The sequence below is a fragment of the Teichococcus wenyumeiae genome (genome assembly GCF_003696345.1).
GTDB lineage: Bacteria > Pseudomonadota > Alphaproteobacteria > Acetobacterales > Acetobacteraceae > Pseudoroseomonas > Pseudoroseomonas wenyumeiae.
In genome coordinates this window covers 1-20,144 of record NZ_RFLX01000025.1, presented here as the reverse complement: position 1 = coordinate 20,144, position 20,144 = coordinate 1, and the positions used below count along the sequence as shown (strand labels likewise).

Genomic DNA, 20,144 nt, shown 5'->3' with positions numbered 1-20,144 from the left:
CTAGCATATCGGCATGCACCGCCGAATTTTCTGTATCACCTCGCTTACAACCGCAGTGTTTGCAAAGCCTGCATCGATTTCGGCCGCCATGCTCCCCTTGCCCGGTCCGCTCAACGCCCGCAGGCTTCAGTTGCGCCACGCCGCATCAGGCGCCACCTTCTCCGGCATCTACCACAACGGCCTCAGGGCAGACCCTGGGGCCTTGGCGGAACTCTCGGAAGTGCTAGCCGATACCCGCACCGGCGAAACCCGGTCCTTTGATGTTGCTGCCCTCGACATCGCCTGGGAAATGGGCCGCCGCCAGCGCATGGCGGAACTCATCGTGTTGTCCGGTTACCGGACCGTGGCCACGAACCGCGAAGTCAACGGCGCAGTCAACAGCCAGCATCTACGCGCCGCTGCGCTGGACCTGCAGATTCCGAAGGCCAGGTTTGGCAGCTTTGGGGAAGAAGCGATCGAGCTGGGCCGCGGCGGCGTGGGGCTGTATCCGACGCATGGGTTCATCCACCTCGATTCCGGCCCCGTGCGGCATTGGACCGATAACGGCGAGCCCACACCTACCGCGCCCATGGCGAGGCGGCCCCCGCCCCGCACAGCTGCCGAGCAACGCATAGACCGCATCGCGGAAGCTTGGGCCAATTCGCGCCAGCGCTGAGGCTGGCGGATGGATCGGCCACATCCAAGGCCAGGATCTGCGCATAAGCATGCGCCTGTTTGGACAGTGGACGCCGCCGTGACTGGGGCAGCCGCGCCTGCATCATCACGGCTAGTCGGAAAGGCCTGACTTCAAGCCCCTGTTCCCGCTCGCTCATGAGCGCGAAGCCGTCCAGCACGGCGATCCCCGCCCAGGTAGCCCAGGCGGTGACGGGCATCTGCGAGACCCACGGCGCAGCCATCGGGGCCGGCCAGCCCAGGCTCGTTTTCGCGCCGGTCTGCGACTACACCACCCGGTACCTCGCAACCGGCCCTGGCCCGCCACGCGCGCAAAGGCGGCGGCTGGCAGGTGCATGTCTCGCTCTGCCAGTCTGCCATGCTTCTTCAGCGCCAGGAATTGCTGGGCCAGTTCAGCGATGCTCCCGAAGTCCTGGCCGAGGAGCAGCTCGCCGCCCGCCAAGTCCAGGAACATGGCGACCTGAAGACCGTGGGGCCTGTCTTGCGAACGTCCGGGGCGCCGCCATTCTGGGACAAGCCGACACCGCCCCTCGGCGGCGGCAGCCCGGTCTGGCTGCCACGCTGAACCACTGAAGTCCAAGAGCGGAGTTGCGCACCGCCGCTGTCCACCCCTCCCGGTCCCGCCGACAGAGCTTTGACCCAAGGCTACTTGCAGAGTTGGCTCATTCATCGAGAAGCTGTCTGGCTGTCTCTAGGTCGCTGATGAGGCTGGTGCAGAGCCCTGACACTAGCGCGGCACGCAGGATCGCCACCTTCTCCGGCCCCCCTGCAGCCACCATCCGGTTGGGAATGCGGCGGATCGCTGCCGGGTCGAGCTGCACGCGCCGCGTATTCACTTCATCATCGACCACCTGACCATCGGCGGAAAGATAGATCCCGAAGACATTGCCCACCGCGCCGGCCCGCTCCAGCCGCTGCTGGTCCCGTGGCCCCAGTACGCCCGTGGAGAGGTCCATCGATGTCTGGCGCAGATCTCCCGCGCCGACCAGCGCATGTTCGGCGGCGGCGGCGCGCGCCAGCACGTCGCGCACCATCTGCATGGAGCGGAAGCTCTCGGCCGCCTGGACGGATTCCGCGACGATGGGCGCGATCAGGTAGTAGCAGGCCGCATCCAGCTTGCGGGCGAAGCGCGCCGCGATGTCATAGGGATTGATGCTGCCGGCGCGCGCCAGCCCTCCCATCAGCCCCACGATCACGTTCCCCGCCGCGCTGCGCGGCTCCAGCCCCCGCACCGAGGCATCGAGCGTCCGGCCCCAGCCCAGCGCCAGCGTCTGCCTGGGTTGCAGCTGGGCGGAAACAAACGCCCCTGCCGCGGCGCCAACCACCGAGGCCGTCCCCTCCCGCTCCGCCGGCGTCGGCACGATGTAGCAGGCCGGGAGCCCGTAGCGCGCCATGAGCTCGCGTTCCGCCTCGAAGCAGAAGCGGAGGCTGGTATCGATGGAGACGCGGATCAGCCCTTCTTCCCGGCAGGCCGCGACATAGCGGTTCACCTTCGCCCGCGTCAGGCCGAGCCGCTGGGCGATGGAATCCTGCGTGGCGCCTTCCACCAGATGGAGCCAGCCCACCCAGAGCTTCAGTTCCCGGTCTGACCGCATCGCGCACCACGATTCTGATATTTTGTATCTTCCATAGCACAATATTTCATACTTCTATCCCGTCAGCCAAGACTCGGGCGGGCTTCCGCCGCGGCGAGGAACAGCATGACCACCATATTTCACGTCACCGACCTGCACCTGCGCCAGGCTCTGCCCGGCCATAACGGCCATGTTCATCGGCTGTCGCGGCACATGCCGTCGCTCCTCGCCAAGCTGGCCGAGCGCATCGAGGCCGTGGCTCCCGATCTGGTGGCTGTCACTGGCGATCTGCTCGACGTTCCCCACGCGCTGCTCGACCGAGAACCGGGCTACGACCTGCGGGCGCTCACGCAGGGCGCGTTGGCCGATTATTGGCTGGTGCGCCGCTGGCTCGAATCCCTGGGGCGGCCCTGGATGGTGCTGCCCGGCAACCACGACCATGGCCCCACCTTCGACGTGGTCTTCGGCTCGGAGCCGGTCACGAGGCACTTCGGCCCACTCGCGGTGCATGCCTTCCACGACTGGGAGCAGGCCGGCAACCAGGCCCTCCGCATCGGCACGCCGCGGCGGCACTTCGAGCAGGTGATCGCCGCGGCGACGGAGGAGACCGATGAGGTCCACCTTCAGCATTTCCTTGTCCGGCCGCATGTCGATTACCATTACCCGCTGCTCTACGGCGATGCCGACGACATCGCGCGGCGCGTGGCGGAGGCGCCCGGCCGCCGCCTGCTGCTCTCCGGCCACTGGCACGAGGGCACGCCGATGGTGCAGCTCGGCAATGCCCTGATGGGCGGCTGCCCCGCCTTCTGCGAGCCGCCGCACCGCTACCGCGTCTTCCGCATCGAGCCCGGGCAGCCGGTGGCCATGCAGGAGGAGGAGCTGGGCGCCTCCTTTTCGCCCGACACCCGCCTGACCATCCTGGACCGCCCGGGTCTGCTGACCTTGCCGCCGGGCACCGCAAGCCGCCTGACGCCGCGCCCCGACATGGGACGGATCGTGGCCGGACTCGCTGGCATGGGACATCTCGCCATCGCTTCCCCTTGGCATGCGCCGGAGACCGACGCGGCCACCTGGCGCGGCGTCCAGTACGCCCATGACGCGTTTTTCCAGGATCTGCCGGCGAATGTCGGACAGGCCGATGCGCTGTGCATCTACCTGCCCCAGGGCGAGCAGCCCGGCCGCCGCCTTCCCGCCGAGGCCATCACGCGGGAGCCGGAACTGGTGCCGCGCCTCGCCGCGCTGTTCGGCATCGCGCCGGCGGAGGTCACCCTGCTGACGACCGATCCCGCCCGCCGCGCGGCCGCTGTTGCCGCGGGCGCCGCCAGCCCGGACCTTGGCGGCCCGATGCCGGATGGCGAGGCCATCCTGGCGGCTGCCGGCCTGTAACCCGCCCAGAAGAACAGGGAAGGAAAGCCAGAATGACCGCACGCCCCACACTGTCCCGGCGCCTGCTGCTCGGCGCTGGCGCCGCCGCATTGGCGAAGCCGGCCCTCGCCCAGGCATGGCCGAGCCGCCCGATCACGCTGGTGGTGGGCTATCCGCCCGGCGGCCAGACGGATTTCGCCGCCCGCATCGTGCAGGCTGGCATCAGCAAGGCACTCGGCCAGCCGGTCGTGATCGAGAACCGGGGCGGAGCCGGCGGCAATCTCGGGCTGGAAGCCGTGCTACGCTCGCGGCCGGACGGCTACACCTTCCTGGCCTCGAATTCGAGCCCGATGGTGATCAACCCGCATACCTTCCCACCGACGGGCCTCGACCCGCTCGACCTGATCAATGTCTGCATGATCCTGGACGCGCCGCTGGCCTATTGCGTGCATCCGTCGGTGCCCGTGGCGAATGCCGTTGAGCTGGTGGCCTGGATCAAGGCGCAGCCGGCCATGATCGACTACGGCATCCCGGCCTCCGGCAGCCTGCCGCACCTGGCGATGGAGCTTTTCCGCTCGCGGATGGGATTGCCGGAGCTGCAGCCTATTCCCTATCGCGGCAGCGGCCCTGCCTTGCAGGATTTCCTGGCCGGCCGCTTCCCGGTGATGACCGACTCCCTTTCCGTCATGGCACCGGCGCTGAACGGCCGCCAGGTTCGTGGCGTGATGGCGACAAGCACGCAGCGCGTTTCCGCCTTCCCCGACATCCCGACCGGCGGCGAGCAGGGGATCGGTGATTTCGTCGTCGGTGCCTGGACCGGCATCTCGGCCCCGCAGGGTACGCCGCCTGAGATGGTCGCGCGCATGAATGCCGCCGTGAACGAGGCCCTGCGCGACCCGAATGTCCGCGAGCGCATCGAGGCCCAGGGCGCGGTTGTCGGCGGCGGCACGGCCGAGGCTTTCGACCGACGCGTCCGCGCCGACCATGCGCGCTGGGGCGAGGTGGCGCGCAAGAACAACATCACCAGCGGCTAGCACCCCAAGATTGCCTCACTGGCCCATGGCCAAGGCGGCGGTCGGGCATGATGTGATCCGCGATAGTCCTAAAGGTCATATATATGGTGTATATTGGCGGCGGAGGAAACCTGAACATGCCCGAACAACTGCCTCGCCGCCTCGTTCTCGCCAGCGGCCTCAGCCTTCCAGCACTGTGGCCCGCCCGCCGTGCCTCAGCTCAGGGCGGTAAGCCTATCCGTCTCATCGTGCCCTACCCGCCTGGCGGCATCACGGACCTTGTTGCCCGGCGAGTGGCGGATGCAATGGGGCAGCGGCAGGGCCGCCCCGTGGTCGTGGACAACCGCCCCGGTGCGGGCGGCAACCTGGCAGCCGAGATCGCGGCCCGCGCCGCGCCAGATGGCGACACGCTCTATGTGGGCTTCGCCGGCACGCATGCCATGAATGTCAGCCTTTATCCCCGCTTGAACTATGATCCGGTGCGGGATTTCACGCCGCTCGGCCTGCTGATTGAATCCCCTTTGGCCCTGACAGTGCACCCTTCCGTGCCGGCCAATAGCCTTGCCGAGCTGACCGCCTATGCCAAGGCGCATCCGGAGGCATTGGCGTTTGGTTCATCCGGCAATGGCGGGGCATCGCACCGGGCGCTGGAACTCTACAAGGCCGATGCCGGGGTGGAGATCCTGCACGTGCCCTATCGCGGCGCTGCTGCCTCGAATACCGATCTGCTGAGCGGCAAGATCCAGGGCATGTTCGACACCCTGATCACCGCCATGCCCAATATCCAGTCGCGGGGCGTGCGGGCTCTGGCTGTCACGGGCCGCCAGCGCGCCGCGCTGCTGCCGGATGTGCCCACCATGGCCGAGGCCGGGCTGGACGGCTACCTCTTCGTGACCTGGCTGGGGCTGCTGGCGCCCGCCGGCCTGCCGCCGGCGCAGCAGGAGCGGCTGAACGCCGACCTGCGGGCGGTGATGACGGACCCGGCCATGGCAGAATGGTGCGCCCGCAACGGGCTGGAGCCACGGCCTTCCTCCCCGGAGGAATTTGCCAGCTACATGGCGGCAGAGACGGACCGCTTCGCCCGCTTCGTGCGGCAGACAGGCATGCGGATCGAGTAGGCAGCAGGCCGCTCCTCAGAGGGCCGTTCTCATGCTGAAGGCCTGAACGCCGGACCTTCATTGTCTTCGCTGCAGCAGTGGTGGGTGTTCCCGCAGCGGCATGAACCGCCGCATGCAGATCGCAAGTTCCCCGGCGCCGCGCACCATTGCTGCGCCACGGCATCAGCTATGGGCGGGCGCCGTGCCTGCACGCTCCAGCTCCGCCATGGTGTACTGGCCGGGGAAGTGGCAGGCAGCCAGATGGCGGGGTCCCTGCTCGGTCAGATAGGGCTTCTCCTCGGCGCAACGGCGCTGGGCGCGCAGGCAGCGGGTGCGGAAGCCGCAGCCGCTGGGCGGGTTGGCCGGGCTGGGCACCTCCCCGCGCAGCACGATCCGGCGCCGGGGCGGTGCGCCAGGGTCCACCACGGCCGATATCAGCGCCTGCGTGTAGGGATGCTGCGGGTTGGAGAAGATGGCCTCCCGCGGCGCTTCCTCCACCACGCGGCCCAGGTACATCACCGCGACCCTTGGGGCGAGGTGCCGCACGGCCGCCAGGTTGTGGCTTACGAACAACACGCCCAGCGCCAGCCGATGCTGCAGGTCGCCTAGTAGGTTCAGCACCTGCGCCTGGATGGAAACATCGAGGGCGCTGGTCGGCTCGTCGCAGACCAGCAGCGCAGGACGGCTGGCCAAGGCGCGCGCGATGGCGATACGTTGCCTTTGCCCGCCGCTGAACTCGTGCGGATAACGCGCCGCATGCTCCGGCAGCAGCCCCACCAGCGTCAGGAGTTCCGCCACCCGTTGCGCCCGCGCCGCGCGGTTGCCGATGCCATGCACAACCAGCGGTTCCGCCAGCAGCTGCGACACCGTCATGCGGGGATTGAGGCTGCCGAAAGGGTCCTGGAAGATGATGCCCATGTCGCGCCGCATCTGGCGCAGGCGCGTTGCGCCGAGGGCGCGCAGGTCCTCTCCACGGAAGTGCAGCACCCCCTCGTCCGGTTCGATAAGGCGCAGCAGCAGCCGGGCCATGGTCGATTTGCCGCAGCCGGATTCACCGACCAGTCCCAACGTTTCTCCGGCCCGCAGCCGCAGGTCCACGCCGTCCACGGCATGCACCCCGCCTGGAAAAGTCTTGTGGAGGCCACGCGCCTCGATCAGCGGCACATCCGTCATGAAGCGCGCTCCAGGTGCAGGATGCAGGCTGCCGCGACGCCATCCGGCAAGGGCACCAGCGGCGGCGGTGCCAGCGTGCATTCAAGATGAGCATGGGGACACCGTGGCGCGAAACGGCATCCGGCCGGGAAATCCATGGGGCTGGGCACCACGCCGGGGATGGAGGGCAGCCCGGCGATCGGCCCGGTGAGGCGGGGAATGGCTGCCAGCAACGCACGGGTATAGGGATGCTGCGGATGCGCGAAGAGGGCAGCCGCCGGCCCCGTCTCGGCAACCCGCCCGGCATACATCACCAGCACACGGTCGGCGAAATCGGCAACGACGCCAAGGTCATGGGTGATCAGCAGCACCGCCATGCCGAATTCCCGCTGCAATCCACGCAGGAGATCGAGAATTCCTGCCTGCACGGTGGCATCCAGCGCCGTGGTCGGCTCATCCGCGATCAGCAGCCTGGGGCGGCAGGCCAGGGCAATCGCGATCATGGCGCGCTGCCGCTGGCCGCCGGAAAGCTGGTGGGGGTAGTCATCCACCCGCCGCTCGGCGGCCGGGATCTCGACCAGCCGCAGCAGCTTCACCGCCTCGGCATGGGCGGCGCGGCGGTTCATGCCGCGATGCTGGCGCAGCACCTCCGCCACCTGTTCCCCCACTGTCAGTACCGGGTTCAGGCTGGTCATCGGCTCCTGGAAGATCATCGCCATGCGGGCGCCGCGCAGGCGCTGCAGGTCGCGTTCCGGCAGCGCGGTGACCTCCTGCCCCTCCAGCACCGCGCGCCCGGCGACAACACGCCCGCCGCGCGGCAGCAGTCCCATGATGGCCAGCGCCGTCATGGATTTCCCGCTGCCGCTTTCGCCGACGACGCCCAGCACCTCCCCTTGCGCCAGGTCGAAGGACAGGCCTTCCAGCACCCGCACCGGGCCAAAGGTGACGGAGAGGTCCCGCACCGAGAGCAGCGGCGCGGTCACCGCACAGCGTCCCGCAGACGGGGGTCGAGGGCGTCGCGCAGCCCATCCCCCATCAGGTTCAGCCCCAGCACCGTCAACGCGATACCGATGCCGGGCACGATGGAGATCCAGGGCGCTTCCTGGATGTAGTCACGCCCTTCCGAGATGATGCCGCCCAGCGTCGGCGTCGGCGGCGGCGGGCCGACGCCGAGGAAGGAGAGCACCGCTTCCGCCAGCACCGCGAGGGCGAAGACATAGGTCTGCTGCACCACCAGCGGCGCCAGGGCATTCGGCAGCACATGCCGCAGCAGCACGCGGGTGGAGGAAGCGCCGATGGCCTGCGCGCCTTCCACGAAGGGGAATTCCCGCACTACCATGACACCCGCGCGCATCACGCGGGCGGTGCGCGGCACATAGGCGATGCTCAGCGCCAGGATCGCGTTGACCTCGGAAGGCCCCAGCGCCGCCGCCAGGGCAATCGCTAGCAGCACCGCCGGAAAGGCCATCAGTGCATCCATGAAGCGCATCAGCGGCCCGTCCAGCCGTCGCGCGAAGCCCGCCAGCGCGCCCACCGCGCCACCCACCAGCGCCGTGACGCCGGCCACCGCCAGCCCGATGCGCAGCGAGACCTGCGCGCCGTAGAGCGTGCGGCTGAGGATATCGCGGCCAAAGCGGTCGGTGCCCAGCCAATGCGCCTCTCCCGGTGCCACCAGCCGGGCGCGGAAGTTGTTCCGCAACGGGTCATACGGCGCCAGCCAGGCCGCCAGCAGCCCGCAGAGCGCGACCAGCGCGAAGAGCACCAGGCCCAGGCGAAAGGAAGGATGCGCCAGCAGCCGGGACCATGTGCCCGGCACACGCTTAGCCACGGCCATGGCGGATCCTTGGGTCGAGCCAGGCGTAGAGCAGGTCCACCGCGAGGTTGACGAGGACGAAGATGGTCGCGGTCAGCAGCAGCCCGCCCTGAATCACCGGATAATCCCGCCGCTGGATGGCGCCGATGATCAGCCGCCCCACCCCTGGCAGGCTGAAGACCTGCTCGATCACCACGGCCCCACCCAGCAGCACACCGGAGGCGATGCCGGCCACCGTCACCACCGGGATCAGCGCGTTGCGGAAGGCATGTTTGCCGATGACCACCCAGCCTGGCATGCCCTTGGCACGCGCCGTGCGGACGTAGTCCTGGCACAGCACTTCCAGCATGGCGGCGCGGGTCATGCGGGCGAAAAGGCCCATCTGGGACAGGGCCAGGGTGCCCGCCGGCAGCACCATGAAGCGCAGCCAGCCCAGCGGGTCCTGGCTGAAGGGCACGAAGCCGCCGGTCGGCAGCCAGGCCAGTTGCACGGCCAGCACGTACATCAGCACCAGCCCCAGCCAGAAATCCGGCAGCGAGAAGCCGATCAGCGCCGCGCCCATGGCCAGCCGGTCCGCCCCCTGCCCCGCCCGCACGGCGGCCAGAACCCCCAGCGCCGTGCCGAGGACCAGGGCGATGGCCAGCGCCAGGAAGGTCAGGGACAGCGTCACCGGCAGCCGCTCCAGGATGGCGGCGCCGACGCCCTGGCGCAGCAGGATGCTCTGGCCGAGATCCCCCACCGCCAGCGCGCTGTACCAGCCCAGAAGCTGGTCGGGCCAGGGCTTGTTCAGCCCCAGGCGGTCCCGCAGCTGCGCCAGTTCCTCGGCCGTCGCGGTCGGACCCGCCATTTCCGAGGCCACGTCACCCGGTACGATCCAGACGATGGCGAAGGACATCAGCGAGACGAGCAGCAGCACCGGCAGCGCCGACACCAACCGTCCCGCCGCATACCTCAACATGCCGGGCTAACCGAGCGACACCCCCCACATGCGGGGAATGCGATAGGGCTTGTAGTCGCGCACCTGCGCCCGCGTGGCCTGCACGATGCCGACATCGCCGCATTTGATGGCGATGGCCTCGTCGTACATGCGCTTCTGGAAATCTACCACGGCCTGCTTGCGCTCCTCCTCCTTCAGGCCCGTCGTCAGACGGCGCTGGCAGTCCTCGATCACCTCGTCCCGCACATGCTGCACCGGCGCGTGGCCGGAGAAGAAGCCGACGACGCCATAAGGCCCTTCATAGGGCTCGATGCCCAGCATCAGCGCCCAGACATGCCAGCCGCTGCGCTGCGTGCGCTGGCTGAAGGCGGTGGGCCAGTCCGTGATGTTCACGCGCACATTGATGCCGATGCCGCGCAGCTGCTCGGCCGCGGTGACGATGGTATCGTTGTGGTTCTTGAAGCTGCTGTCGCCAAGAAGGACGATCTCCTCCCCCTTGTAGTTCGCTTCCTTCAGCAGGGCCTTGGCGCGGTCCTTGTTGTTGATGTTGTACATTTGCTTGCCGGCATCGCCGGCGAAATAGGTGGTGCCGGGGTGCTGCCAGCCATGCGTCATGCGGTAGAGGCCGTCGGTGGAGATCGCCATGATCTCCTCTAGGTCCAGCGCCGCCTGCAGGGCGCGGCGGAAGGCCGGATTGTCCATCGGCGGCTGCGCCAGGTTGAGCATGAGCGTCTGAAAGGACCAGGGCATCATCTCATGCATCTTCAGCGAGGCATCTGAGCGCAGCCGCTCCGCTGCCGGCACCGCGATGGCTTCCAGGATATGCATCTCGCCCGCCTGCAACCCGGCCGTGCGCGCACCGCCCTCGGCCACGAAGCGGATGGTGATGTTCTCGACATTCGGCACCTTGCGGCCGGCGAAGCCGTCCATGCCCTGGTAGGCGCGGTTCTGCACATAGTCGCCGAAGCGCGTCAGTTGCACATGGCTGTCGGGCCGGTATTCCACGAAGCGGTAGGGGCCGGTGCCGATCGCCTCGTTCTTGTTGGCGTCCTTGCCCGCTTCCTCCTCCGGCATGATGGCGCAGGGCGCGCGGGGGGAGGAAATGCCGGCGATGAAGCCCGGCGAAGGCGCCTTCATGCGCACCACCACCGTGCGGGCGTCCGGCGTGTCGATGGCATCCACCGGCTGCATGATGAAGGCCGAGCCGCCGACGCGGCCGTAGCGCAGCAGGCTGGCCTTCGCATCGGCCGAGGTCATCGGCTTGCCGTTGTGGAAGCGCGCTTCCCGCAGGGCGAAGCGGTAGGTCAGACCGTCGGGGGAAATATCCACGCCCTCCGCCAGGTCCGGCACCGGGTTGCCGGCCTCGTCGCGGGCATAGAGCGTCTCATAGAGATGCAGCGAGATGTTGCGCGCAGCCTGCGCAGTGGTGACCTGTGCATCCAGCGTCGGCGGCTGGGCCTGTTGCGCCATGACCAGGTTGCCGCCGGCGCGCTGCGCCAGCGCGGGCCGCGCCAGCCCCGGAAGAACCACCAATCCACCCGCAGCGAGGCCGAGATCCCGTCGCGTCAGCATGGTCGAGCCCTCTCCCATCTTCTGCGTGGGATGCTAGCCTTCGTTTATAGTTTGCATCAATCAATCCTTTTCGGGAGAGGCTCGATGGCAGCAAGTCCGGTCGTGGCGGAATTGGATCTCGGCAAGAATGGCAAGCAGGTCGGCCATCTCCGGGTACCGCGCTCCCGCGACGACAGCGGCTGGGGCACCGAGCTGGTGCCGATCGTGTCCGTCGCCAATGGCAGCGGCCCAACCGTGCTGCTGACTGCCGGCAACCACGGCGACGAATACGAGGGCCAGGTCGCTCTGCTGGACCTCGCCCGCAGCCTGCGGGCGGAGGAGGTGCAGGGCCGCGTCATCCTGCTGCCGGCGATGCATTACCCCGCCTGCGCCGCCGGCAAGCGCCTCTCGCCCATCGATGGCCGCGACTTCAACCGCTGCTTCCCCGGCGACCCCTTCGGCACCTTCGCCCAGGTGCTGGCGCATTTTGTGGACAGCGTGCTGCTGCCGCTCTGCGACTTCCAGATGGACCTGCATTCCGGCGGCACGGGCATGGATATCCTGCCCTGCGCCGTCGGCCACGCGCTGGACGAGCCGGAGATGATGCGGCGCACGCTGGACATGGCCGATGCCTTCGGCGCCCCCATCACCATGGTGCTGCGGGAGGTGAATGCCGGCCCGACCCTGCTGGCCTCCGCCGAGCGGCGCGGCATCGTGGCGCTGTCTTCCGAGCTGGGTGGCGGCGGCCGGCTGCACGCGGGCAACCTGGCCATCACGCGGCGCGGCGCCACCAACGTGCTGCGCCATGCCGGCGTGCTGCCAGGGCAGCCTGAGGCAGGGCCCTATGGCCCTTCACGGCGCATGACGGTGCCGGACTTCTCCGACTATGTCTTCGCGCCGCAGGACGGCATCTGGGAGGCCGCCGATCCGCTGGGCAGCGCCGTGGAAGCCGGTGCCCCCGCCGGGCGGCTGCACCTGACCGAGGCGCCGGGCCGCGACGCCATCCCCCTCGCCTATGGCAGTTCCGGCCTGCTCTGGTGCGTGCGCTTCGCCGGTCGGGTGCGGGCCGGCGACCCCGTGGCCATCGTTGCGCATGATTTATAAATTGTAGACCTGCGCTGCCCCGCCATACCATGCTGCCCTTCCGTAGCCTTGGGAGGCATCGATGGCGGCTGTGATCGAAGCGCTGAGCGGAAGCGAGGCCGAGGAACAGGAATGGGAGCTTCGCCGCGACATGGCGGCGGTCTTTCGCGTCGCGGCGCGGGAGGGCTGGAACGAGCAGATCGGCAACCACAACTCCCTGATGCTGCCTGGCGACGGACCGCCCCGCTTCCTGATCAACCCGCGCGGCTACCTGTTCCAGGAGCTGAAGGCCAGCGACCTGATCATCTGCGACCTGGACGGCAAGGTGCTGCAGGGCAGCGGCGAATTGCGCAAGGTGGCCTTCCATATCCATGCGCGCATCCACCTGCAGAACCCTGAAGCGAAATGCGTGGTGCATGTCCACCCGCGCTGGCTGACCGCCCTGTCGCTGCTGCGGGATGCGGAGCTGCACCTGTCGCACCACAACAACCTGCTGCTGAACGACCGCGTGGTCTATGACCATGAAGGCGACGAGCCGGTACACCAGAACGAGGAAGGCGACCGCATCGCCCGGCTGATGGGCAACAAGTCGGTCATGGTGATGCGCGGCCATGGCGTGACGGTGGTGGGCCCCACGGTGCACGACGCCTTCGACGAATGCTTCATCGCGGAGCGTACGGCGATGTACCAGATGACGGCCATGTCCACCGGGCAGCCGATGCATACGCTACCGGACCGCCTGCGCCGCCACTGGCACGGCACATGGGGCGACAAGATCGATGCCCGGCTGCATTTGAACGCTTGGCGCCGGGTGCTTGACCGCGAGGAGCCCGACTATGCAACCTGATAGTTCATCAAGTCTTGCGCTGGCGCCTTTGGCTGAGAAAGGATGATCCGCAGCAACGCCAAGTCTTCACGGCTTGCCGTGCTGCGGCTTCCGGCCGGACGAAACCCCCGGTTGCGCCGCAGAGACTGCCGCCGGTTCAAAGCTCCACGCGCTGCGGGAAGTGCTCACTCCCAACAATAGCCATTGGCTCACCGTGGCACGCCAAGCTGAGAACCTGATCAGCATCCTGACCTAAGGCGACTTTTTCTGATTCGCTCAAGGAGATATGCGTACGGATCGTGGCGTGAAGGCCTGGCACATGGTTCGGCCCCGGCAAGGTGCGTGTAGTCGAACGTAATGTAACGACCGTCTCCGAAGCCTTCAGCGATCATTTTGGCGCGAGACGTGGCGAGAAACCACTTCGGCGTTGCGGCCCAGGTGCGGCCTTGCCGATAGTTGCAGGAACAGCGCGGCGACAGTCCGCGCAGGAGAGGACACCAAGATGGCGACGCTGAACATCAACGGGCAAAGCGTGCAGGTGGATGCCGACCCGGATACCCCCCTGCTCTGGGCCATTCGCGAGCATATCGGCCTCACCGGCACGAAATACGGCTGCGGCGTTGCCCAATGCGGTGCCTGCACCGTGCATCTGGACGGGCAGGCTGTCCGCTCCTGCGTCCTCCCGGTCTCGGCCGTGACCGAGGAGCAGAAGATCGTGACCATCGAGGGCCTCTCGCCCGATGGCAGCCATCCCCTCCAGGTCGCCTGGCGCGCGCTGGACGTGCCGCAATGCGGCTTCTGTCAGTCCGGCATGATCATGGCCGCCGCCGCGCTGCTGGCCGAGAAGCCGCGCCCGACGGATGAGGAGATCAACGAGGCCATCACCAACATCTGCCGCTGCGGCACCTATAGAAGGGTGCGCGCGGGCATCCATCAGGCCGCCGCCGCCGGCGGCGCCACTGCAGGCTGAGGGAGGGCACGACATGACGATGCATGAAGCCATACGTCCCTCCCGCCGCGGCCTGTTGAAGGGTGCCGCCGGGGCGGTGCTGCTGGGGTTCCATCTGCCCTCGCGTCAGGCCTTGGCGCAGGGGCTTCCCGCCGCCGGCTCCCAGCCCGAGCTGAACGCCTGGGTGGTGATCCATCCCGATGGCCGGGTGGTGCTGCGGATGGCGAAGACCGAGATGGGCCAGGGCGTCCGGACGGGTCTCGCGCAGATGTTCGCGGAGGAGATGCACTGCGACTGGTCGAAGCTCTCCACGGAATATGTCACGCCGGGGCAAAGCCTGGCCCGGAACCGGGTCTGGGGCAACTTCCTGACTGCCGGCAGCCAGGGGATCCGGTCGAGCCAGGAGATCGTCCGCAAGGGCGGCGCGGCGGCGCGGATGATGCTGACCGAGGCCGCGGCCGCCCGCTGGGGCGTGCCGGCCGCCGAATGCTCCGCCAAGGACAGTGTCATCACCCATGCCGGCAGCGGCCGCACGCTGCGCTATGCCGAGGTGGTGACGGAAGCATCGCGCCTGACCCCGCCATCGGATGTGCCGCTGAAGGACCCGGCGCAGTGGGCGGTGATCGGCAAGCCTCTCCCGCGCCTGGATACCGCGGACAAGACCACGGGCAAGCTGGTCTATGGCCAGGACCTGCGGATGCCGGGCATGCTGATCGCGGTGCCGAAGCGCTGCCCTGTCTTCGGCGGCACGGTGCAGTCCTTCGATGCTGCGGCGGTATCCGGCATGCCCGGGGTGCGCCATGTCCTGAAGGTGGGTGATGCCGCCGTGGCGGTGGTGGCCGACACCTTCTGGCAAGCCAAGACTGCGCTCGATGCGCTGCCGGTGGAATGGGACACTGGCGAGAATGGCCGCGTCTCCTCCGAGACCATCTCGGCAATGCTGGACGAGGGGCTCACGGCGCCCGAGGCCTTTATCGGCAACCAGCAGGGCGACGCGCGGGCGGCCATCGCGGGCGCGGCCCGGCGGGTGGAGGCGACCTACTCCTACCCCTACCAGAACCACGCTCCGATGGAGCCGATGAACGCCACGGTGGTCTGGACGGCCGAACGCTGCGACGTCTGGTGCCCGACCCAGAACGGCGAGGCGGCGCTGGCCGCTGCCTCCCAGGCGGCGGGCCTGCCGCAGACGGCCTGCGACATCCATCGCGTGGACCTCGGCGGCGGCTTCGGCCGGCGCACGGTGCACGATTGGCTGGCGGATGCGATCCTGATCGCGCGGCAGGTGCCGGGCACCCCGGTCAAGACCATGTGGACGCGTGAGGAGGACATGGTGCAGGGGCGCTACCACCCCGTCACCAAATGCCGCCTCGTTGCGGGCCTGGACGCGGAGAACCGGATCGTCGGGCTGCACATGCGCATCTCTGGCCAGTCCATCCTGTCCACCGCCTTCCCGGGCGGCCTGCAGAACGGGCGCGACCCGGTGCAGTTCCAGGGGCTGAACGCGGGGGGGGCGGAAGGCGCCATCGGCTATACCTTTCCCAACCTGCTGATCGATCACGCGATGCGGAACCCGCATGTGCCCGCCCATTTCTGGCGGGGCGTGAACCACAACCAGAACGCCATCTACCTCGAATGCTTCCTGGACGAGGTGGCGCATGCGACCAACCAGGACCCGCTGGCGCTGCGCCGCTCACTGATGGCGAACCACCCGAAGCATCTGGCCGTGCTGAACGCGGTGGCGGAGCGGATCGGCTGGGACAAGCCGGCACCGGCCGGCATCCATCGCGGCATCGCGCAGCAAATGGGCTTCGGCAGCTATGTCGCCGCCGCGGCCGAGGTTTCCGTCAGCGACAAGGGGCAGTTGCGGGTGCACCGCATCGTGGCCGCGACGGATTGCGGCCACGCGGTGAACCCCCGGCAGATCGAGATGCAGGTGGAAGGGTCCTTCGTCTATGGCCTTTCCGCCATGCTCTATGGCGCCTGCACGGTGAAGGACGGCGCGATCGAGCAGACGAATTTCGACACCTATAACGTGATGCGGATCGATGAGATGCCGGAGGTCGAGACCATCGTCATGCCCTCCGGCGGCTTCTGGGGCGGCGTGGGTGAGCCGACCATCATGGTCGCGGCGCCGGCGGTGCTGAACGCCGTCTTCGCGGGAACCGGCCGGCGCATCCGCAACATGCCGCTGGGGGATCAACTGCGACAGCGGACCTGAAGTGCAGGGCACCGCGCCCATGCTGGCCTTGTTCCTTCTGGCCATGCCTGCAGCCGGACAGGTGGCATCCTTCGCGGTGACGGAGGATGCCATCGAAGTGCCACTGGACGGGCTGCGGGGTGACCGGGCACGGGGTGAGGTGGTCGTACGGAACCGGGAGACGGCCAATTGCCTGATCTGCCACAGCATTCCTGGTACGGCCGAGCGCTTTATGGGAGAGGTCGGGCCCCCGCTCGCCGGGGTGGGGTCGCGCCTGAATCCGGGGCAGATCCGGCTTCGCGTGGTGGACCCGACCTTGTGGAACCCGCAGGCGATCATGCCAGCCTATCACCGCACGGAAGGGTTGCTGCGGGTGGATCCGCGATACCGCGGCCGCCCGGTGCTGACGGCGCAGGAGGTGGAGGACGTGGTGGCTTACCTAAGCGCGCTGGAGGCGCCGGAGCGATGACGGTGCTGTCTCGCCGTGCCGTGCTGGCGGTTCCCCTACTGCTTGCCGGTGCTTCCGAGGCGGCGGCGGCGGATTTCGCCGGAGCGCTGCGCGCCATCCTCAAGGACCGCAGCCCGGATGAGGGCGCGATCGCTTTCGACATTCCGCCGCTGTCCGAGAACGGGAACTCGGTGGACCTCTCGGTGCGCGTGGATAGCCCCATGACAACGGAGGACCACGTCACCGCCATCCACATCCTGGCCGAGAAGAACCCCTTCCCCCTCGTTGCCACCTTCTCGCTGACACCGCGGGCTGGCCGGGCGGAGGTCGCTACCCGCATTCGCCTCGCCACCAGCCAGAAGATCGTGGCGCTTGCCGAGACGAACCGGGGCGTGGTCCATCGCGCAACGCGCGATGTGATCGTGGTGCTCGGCGCCTGCGTGGAGACGGGTTAGCCATGCCGACACTCCCGATCACCGCACGGATCACGCTTCCGCCTTCCGCGCAGCGGGGCGAGGTAGTGACGGTGCGCGTCCTTGTCCGCCACCCTATGGAGCGCGCGGTGGACGCACCGGGACTGACGCCGTTGCCGCGGAAAATTCTTCATACTCTGCGCGTCACCTATGCCGGAGAGGAGGTCTTCCGCATGGCGCTCTCCCCCGGCATCGCCGCGAATCCCTATCTGGAGTTCACGACGGTCGCCACGGAGACGGGCGACCTCGTCTTCACATGGGAGGAGGACGGCGGGACGCTCTACCAGCGCGAGGCGCGCCTGGTGGTGACATGACCGGCGCTTGGCGAGGGCTGCTGCCGCTCACGGCTCTCCTCCTCGGCGGCGCGGATGTTCGGCCCACGCAGGAATACCTCTCGCCGGAGATCCGCGAGGCACAGGAGGACCCCTCCCGTCACCCGGGCTGGCTCTGGGTGGAGGAGGGCGAGGCCTTGTGGCGAGCCGGGGAGAAGCCCTGCGCCTCCTGCCACGGGGGCATCGCCGGCATGACGGGGGTGGCCGCACGCTATCCCGCCGTCGCGTCGGATGGCGAGCTGCTGGATCTGGAGGGGCGGATCGAACGATGCCGGACCCAGCATCAAGGGGAGGCCAGCTTTGGCCGGGAAAGCGAGGCGCTGCTGGCACTGACAGCCGCCATCGCGCTGCAATCCCGGGGAATGCCCGTGGCGGTCGCGACGGATGGGCCTGCGGCGCCCTTCCTGGAAGAGGGGCGCCGCTTCTATCAGACCCGGCAAGGGCAGCTGAACCTGTCCTGCGGCCAGTGCCATGACGACAATGCAGGCCGGCGGCTGCGGGGCGATGTGATCTCCAACGGCCTCGGCACCGGATACCCGGCCTACCGGTTGGAATGGAACACGATGGGCTCGCTGCATCGCCGCCTGCGGGCCTGCTCGCTGGGCGTGAGGGCGGAGCAGTTTCCCCCGGGATCGCGGGAATACCTGACGCTGGAGCTTTTCCTGGCGAGCCGTGCGAAGGGGCTGCCCATCGAGGCGCCGGGGTTGCGGCGATGATCAGGGCGGCCCTCCTCCTCATGCTCCTCGCGAGTTCCGCCGCGGCACAGACCGCGAGTGTCGTGGCCGAGGGCTGCGTGGCCTGCCATGGCCCCGGCGGCAGGGGCTCCGGAACGGTGCCGCCGCTTGCGGGACGGGATGCGGCCGAACTCAGCGCGGCCATGACCGCCTTTCGCGCCAATGAGCGGCCCGCAACCATCATGAACCGGATCGCACGCGGCTATACCGAGGCGGAGAGTGCCGCCGCCGCCGCCTATTTCTCAGGGTTGCGATGACGATTCCCCTCACCCGCCGCACTCTTCTTGGTGCCACGCTCGCCGCACCCTCGCTCGTCCATGCGCAGGCCGCGGCCCGGTTGCTGGTGGTCGGCGGCGGCTTTGGCGGTGCAACTGCCGCATCCTTTGCACGCCGCGAATATCCCTGGCTGGACGTGACGCTGGTGGAGCAGCGGCAGTCGTACGTCACCTGCCCCTATTCCAACCGCGTCCTCGCGGGCGACCTCGCGCTGCCGGACATCACCCATGGATACGAGGGCCTGCGTGCCATGGGCGTGCGGGTGATCCATGACCGCGCCGTCCATCTTGACCCTGTGGCGCGGCGCCTGCGCCTCGGCGGCGGCGAGACCCTCTCCTACGACCGCATGATCCTCTCACCAGGCATCGCGCTGCGTTACGAGGCGCTGGAAGGTTATGACGAGGCGGCATCAACACGAATGCCGCATGCCTGGATCGCCGCTGATGGCGCGCAGATCACGCTCCTGCGGCGGCAACTGGAAGCCATGCCGGATGGTGGCGTCGTCGGGCTTGTCATTCCGCCCAATCCCTACCGCTGCCCTCCCGGCCCATATGAGCGGATCAGCCTGATCGCCAGCTATCTCTCGAAGCACAAGCCGCGCTCCAAGATCCTGGCCCTCGATGCGAAAGACACTTTCTCCAAGCAGGCGCTGTTCCAGGATGCCTGGCAGGCCCTTTATCCCGGCATGATCGAGTGGGTCTCGGCCACGAATGACGGGCGTGTGGTGCGCGTCGACCCCGAGGCCATGGTGCTGGAAACGGAGTTCGGCACCCACCACCGGGTGGATGTGGCGAATGTCATCCCGCCGCAAACGGCTGCCGCCATCGCGACCGAAGGCGAGTTGGCCGACAGTACGGGCTGGGTGCCCGTGAACCCACGGACGCTGGAGTCACGCATCGCGCCGGGCATCCATGTGGTAGGGGACGCGATGTTTCCCGGCCCCATGCCGAAATCCGGCTTCCTCGCCAATTCCGAGGCAAAGGCTGCGGTGAGCGCAGCGGCCGCCCTGCTGCGCGGCGCAGCTCCACCGGAGCCGGTTTTCGTCAACACCTGCTATTCCCATATTGGGCCGGACTACGCAATTTCCGTTGCGAACATCTTCCACGCGGATACCGGGGCCGGAAGCTTCTTGGAGGTACCCGGCTCTGGCGGCACCTCTCCACGTGGCGGCCTGCCAGAGCAGCGGCGGCTGGAGGCTCTGCACGCGGATGGCTGGTACGCCAGCATCACACGTGACATGTTCGGTTCGTAACGCGCAGCGCCTACGCTTCCTGGGTCCTGAAGCGAGCAGCAAGGCCCAATTACTGCCGCGTCAGAAGTACGGCGCCGTCGGCACGATGGTTGGTTCATCCGGTCAGCACGGCAGCTCCGGCGAGCTTACCGCAGATGCACTGTAACAGAGAGTTTCCTTAGCTGGGTGTTGGTCGTGGCTGGGAGCCGTTGCAAAAGTCGGGTCCCATTACAGCAAAGCCCCTCATTCAGCCGGTCTGATCCGCTCATGCACCCTCCGTAGCCCAGGCTGAGCGGATCAGAAGAACTGCTTCAAATCAGCATACCGGTCAGGTCTTCAGCCTAGGCTCAGGACTCCTTGATCCAGAAGAGGACGGTGGCGGCGAGGCAGATGGCGGACATGAAGGTGTGGGCGCAGCGGT

Annotated in this window: 21 protein-coding genes; 15 read left to right on the top strand and 6 right to left on the bottom strand. The window is 68.1% G+C overall.

Annotated features, from left to right (window positions below; genetic code table 11):
- Positions 1-13: 13 nt before the first annotated feature.
- Both EBE87_RS21915 and EBE87_RS21910 read left to right on the top strand, forming a co-directional pair.
- Positions 14-655 carry a YcbK family protein gene (locus tag EBE87_RS21915; RefSeq protein ID WP_120637330.1) on the top strand — a complete coding sequence of 214 codons (642 nt, stop codon included), beginning with the start codon at positions 14-16 and terminating at the stop codon, positions 653-655.
- Positions 656-1,030: 375 nt separating this feature from the next.
- Entirely contained in the window at positions 1,031-1,237 is a 207-nt protein-coding gene (locus EBE87_RS21910; RefSeq protein WP_120637329.1) for a hypothetical protein, read from the top strand.
- 97 nt (positions 1,238-1,334) lie between these two features.
- On the opposite strand, the gene EBE87_RS21905 is transcribed toward EBE87_RS21910, so the two are convergent.
- Positions 1,335-2,267: a sugar-binding transcriptional regulator gene (locus tag EBE87_RS21905; protein WP_120637328.1), complete on the bottom strand. Its 933-nt coding sequence runs from the start codon at positions 2,265-2,267 to the stop codon at positions 1,335-1,337.
- A 105-nt stretch (positions 2,268-2,372) separates the two neighbouring features.
- Here EBE87_RS21905 and EBE87_RS21900 point away from each other — a divergent pair, with 105 nt between their 5' ends.
- The 3 genes from EBE87_RS21900 (at position 2,373) to EBE87_RS21890 (ending at position 5,742) form a co-directional block, all read left to right on the top strand.
- Positions 2,373-3,632, top strand: a complete 1,260-nt coding sequence (locus EBE87_RS21900) for a metallophosphoesterase family protein (RefSeq protein WP_120637327.1) — start codon at positions 2,373-2,375, stop codon at positions 3,630-3,632.
- Between the two features lie 32 nt (positions 3,633-3,664).
- The gene (locus EBE87_RS21895; protein WP_120637326.1) at positions 3,665-4,645 is read left to right on the top strand and encodes a Bug family tripartite tricarboxylate transporter substrate binding protein; all 981 of its coding nucleotides are present in this window, start codon (positions 3,665-3,667) and stop codon (positions 4,643-4,645) included.
- 116 nt (positions 4,646-4,761) lie between these two features.
- A complete protein-coding gene (locus tag EBE87_RS21890) occupies positions 4,762-5,742 on the top strand; it encodes a Bug family tripartite tricarboxylate transporter substrate binding protein (protein WP_158600832.1) in 981 nt (326 codons plus the stop codon).
- Positions 5,743-5,904: 162 nt separating this feature from the next.
- Here EBE87_RS21890 and EBE87_RS21885 read toward each other — a convergent pair whose 3' ends face one another.
- From EBE87_RS21885 to EBE87_RS21865, 5 genes are read right to left on the bottom strand one after another with little or no spacing between them, the layout of a single operon-like run.
- Positions 5,905-6,894 carry an ABC transporter ATP-binding protein gene (locus EBE87_RS21885; protein WP_120637324.1) on the bottom strand — a complete coding sequence of 330 codons (990 nt, stop codon included), beginning with the start codon at positions 6,892-6,894 and terminating at the stop codon, positions 5,905-5,907.
- Positions 6,891-7,856: an ABC transporter ATP-binding protein gene (locus EBE87_RS21880; protein WP_120637323.1), complete on the bottom strand. Its 966-nt coding sequence runs from the start codon at positions 7,854-7,856 to the stop codon at positions 6,891-6,893. The genes EBE87_RS21885 and EBE87_RS21880 overlap by 4 nt, the downstream gene beginning before the upstream one ends.
- Positions 7,853-8,707, bottom strand: coding sequence for an ABC transporter permease (locus tag EBE87_RS21875; RefSeq protein ID WP_120637322.1), 855 nt, complete (start codon positions 8,705-8,707; stop codon positions 7,853-7,855). Before EBE87_RS21875 ends, EBE87_RS21880 begins: the two co-directional genes overlap by 4 nt.
- Positions 8,694-9,644, bottom strand: a complete 951-nt coding sequence (locus EBE87_RS21870) for an ABC transporter permease (protein ID WP_120637321.1) — start codon at positions 9,642-9,644, stop codon at positions 8,694-8,696. Before EBE87_RS21870 ends, EBE87_RS21875 begins: the two co-directional genes overlap by 14 nt.
- 6 nt (positions 9,645-9,650) lie before the next feature.
- Positions 9,651-11,195: an ABC transporter substrate-binding protein gene (locus EBE87_RS21865; protein ID WP_120637320.1), complete on the bottom strand. Its 1,545-nt coding sequence runs from the start codon at positions 11,193-11,195 to the stop codon at positions 9,651-9,653.
- An 84-nt stretch (positions 11,196-11,279) separates the two neighbouring features.
- Here EBE87_RS21865 and EBE87_RS21860 point away from each other — a divergent pair, with 84 nt between their 5' ends.
- The 10 genes from EBE87_RS21860 to EBE87_RS21815 all read left to right on the top strand — a co-directional run bounded on the left by EBE87_RS21860 (position 11,280) and on the right by EBE87_RS21815 (position 19,744).
- Positions 11,280-12,278 (top strand): succinylglutamate desuccinylase/aspartoacylase family protein, encoded by a 999-nt coding sequence (locus EBE87_RS21860; protein WP_158600831.1) that lies wholly within the window; start codon positions 11,280-11,282, stop codon positions 12,276-12,278.
- A gap of 61 nt (positions 12,279-12,339) precedes the next feature.
- Complete coding sequence (locus tag EBE87_RS21855) at positions 12,340-13,104, top strand: class II aldolase/adducin family protein (protein WP_120637318.1); 765 nt, start codon at positions 12,340-12,342, stop codon at positions 13,102-13,104.
- Between the two features lie 481 nt (positions 13,105-13,585).
- Positions 13,586-14,053: a (2Fe-2S)-binding protein gene (locus EBE87_RS21850; protein ID WP_120637317.1), complete on the top strand. Its 468-nt coding sequence runs from the start codon at positions 13,586-13,588 to the stop codon at positions 14,051-14,053.
- Positions 14,054-14,066: 13 nt separating this feature from the next.
- On the top strand, positions 14,067-16,250 hold the full coding sequence (locus tag EBE87_RS21845; RefSeq protein ID WP_120637316.1) for a xanthine dehydrogenase family protein molybdopterin-binding subunit: 2,184 nt from the start codon (positions 14,067-14,069) through the stop codon (positions 16,248-16,250).
- A gap of 19 nt (positions 16,251-16,269) precedes the next feature.
- On the top strand, positions 16,270-16,698 hold the full coding sequence (gene soxX / locus EBE87_RS21840) for a sulfur oxidation c-type cytochrome SoxX (RefSeq protein ID WP_147425983.1): 429 nt from the start codon (positions 16,270-16,272) through the stop codon (positions 16,696-16,698).
- Positions 16,695-17,132 (top strand): thiosulfate oxidation carrier protein SoxY, encoded by a 438-nt coding sequence (locus tag EBE87_RS21835; protein WP_120637314.1) that lies wholly within the window; start codon positions 16,695-16,697, stop codon positions 17,130-17,132. The genes soxX and EBE87_RS21835 overlap by 4 nt, the downstream gene beginning before the upstream one ends.
- 2 nt (positions 17,133-17,134) lie before the next feature.
- The gene (locus EBE87_RS21830; RefSeq protein WP_120637313.1) at positions 17,135-17,464 is read left to right on the top strand and encodes a thiosulfate oxidation carrier complex protein SoxZ; all 330 of its coding nucleotides are present in this window, start codon (positions 17,135-17,137) and stop codon (positions 17,462-17,464) included.
- Positions 17,461-18,198: a sulfur oxidation c-type cytochrome SoxA gene (gene soxA, locus EBE87_RS21825; protein WP_120637312.1), complete on the top strand. Its 738-nt coding sequence runs from the start codon at positions 17,461-17,463 to the stop codon at positions 18,196-18,198. Before EBE87_RS21830 ends, soxA begins: the two co-directional genes overlap by 4 nt.
- Complete coding sequence (locus EBE87_RS21820; protein WP_120637311.1) at positions 18,195-18,473, top strand: c-type cytochrome; 279 nt, start codon at positions 18,195-18,197, stop codon at positions 18,471-18,473. Before soxA ends, EBE87_RS21820 begins: the two co-directional genes overlap by 4 nt.
- Entirely contained in the window at positions 18,470-19,744 is a 1,275-nt protein-coding gene (locus EBE87_RS21815; RefSeq protein ID WP_120637310.1) for an NAD(P)/FAD-dependent oxidoreductase, read from the top strand. The genes EBE87_RS21820 and EBE87_RS21815 overlap by 4 nt, the downstream gene beginning before the upstream one ends.
- The last annotated feature ends 400 nt before the right edge of the window (positions 19,745-20,144 follow it).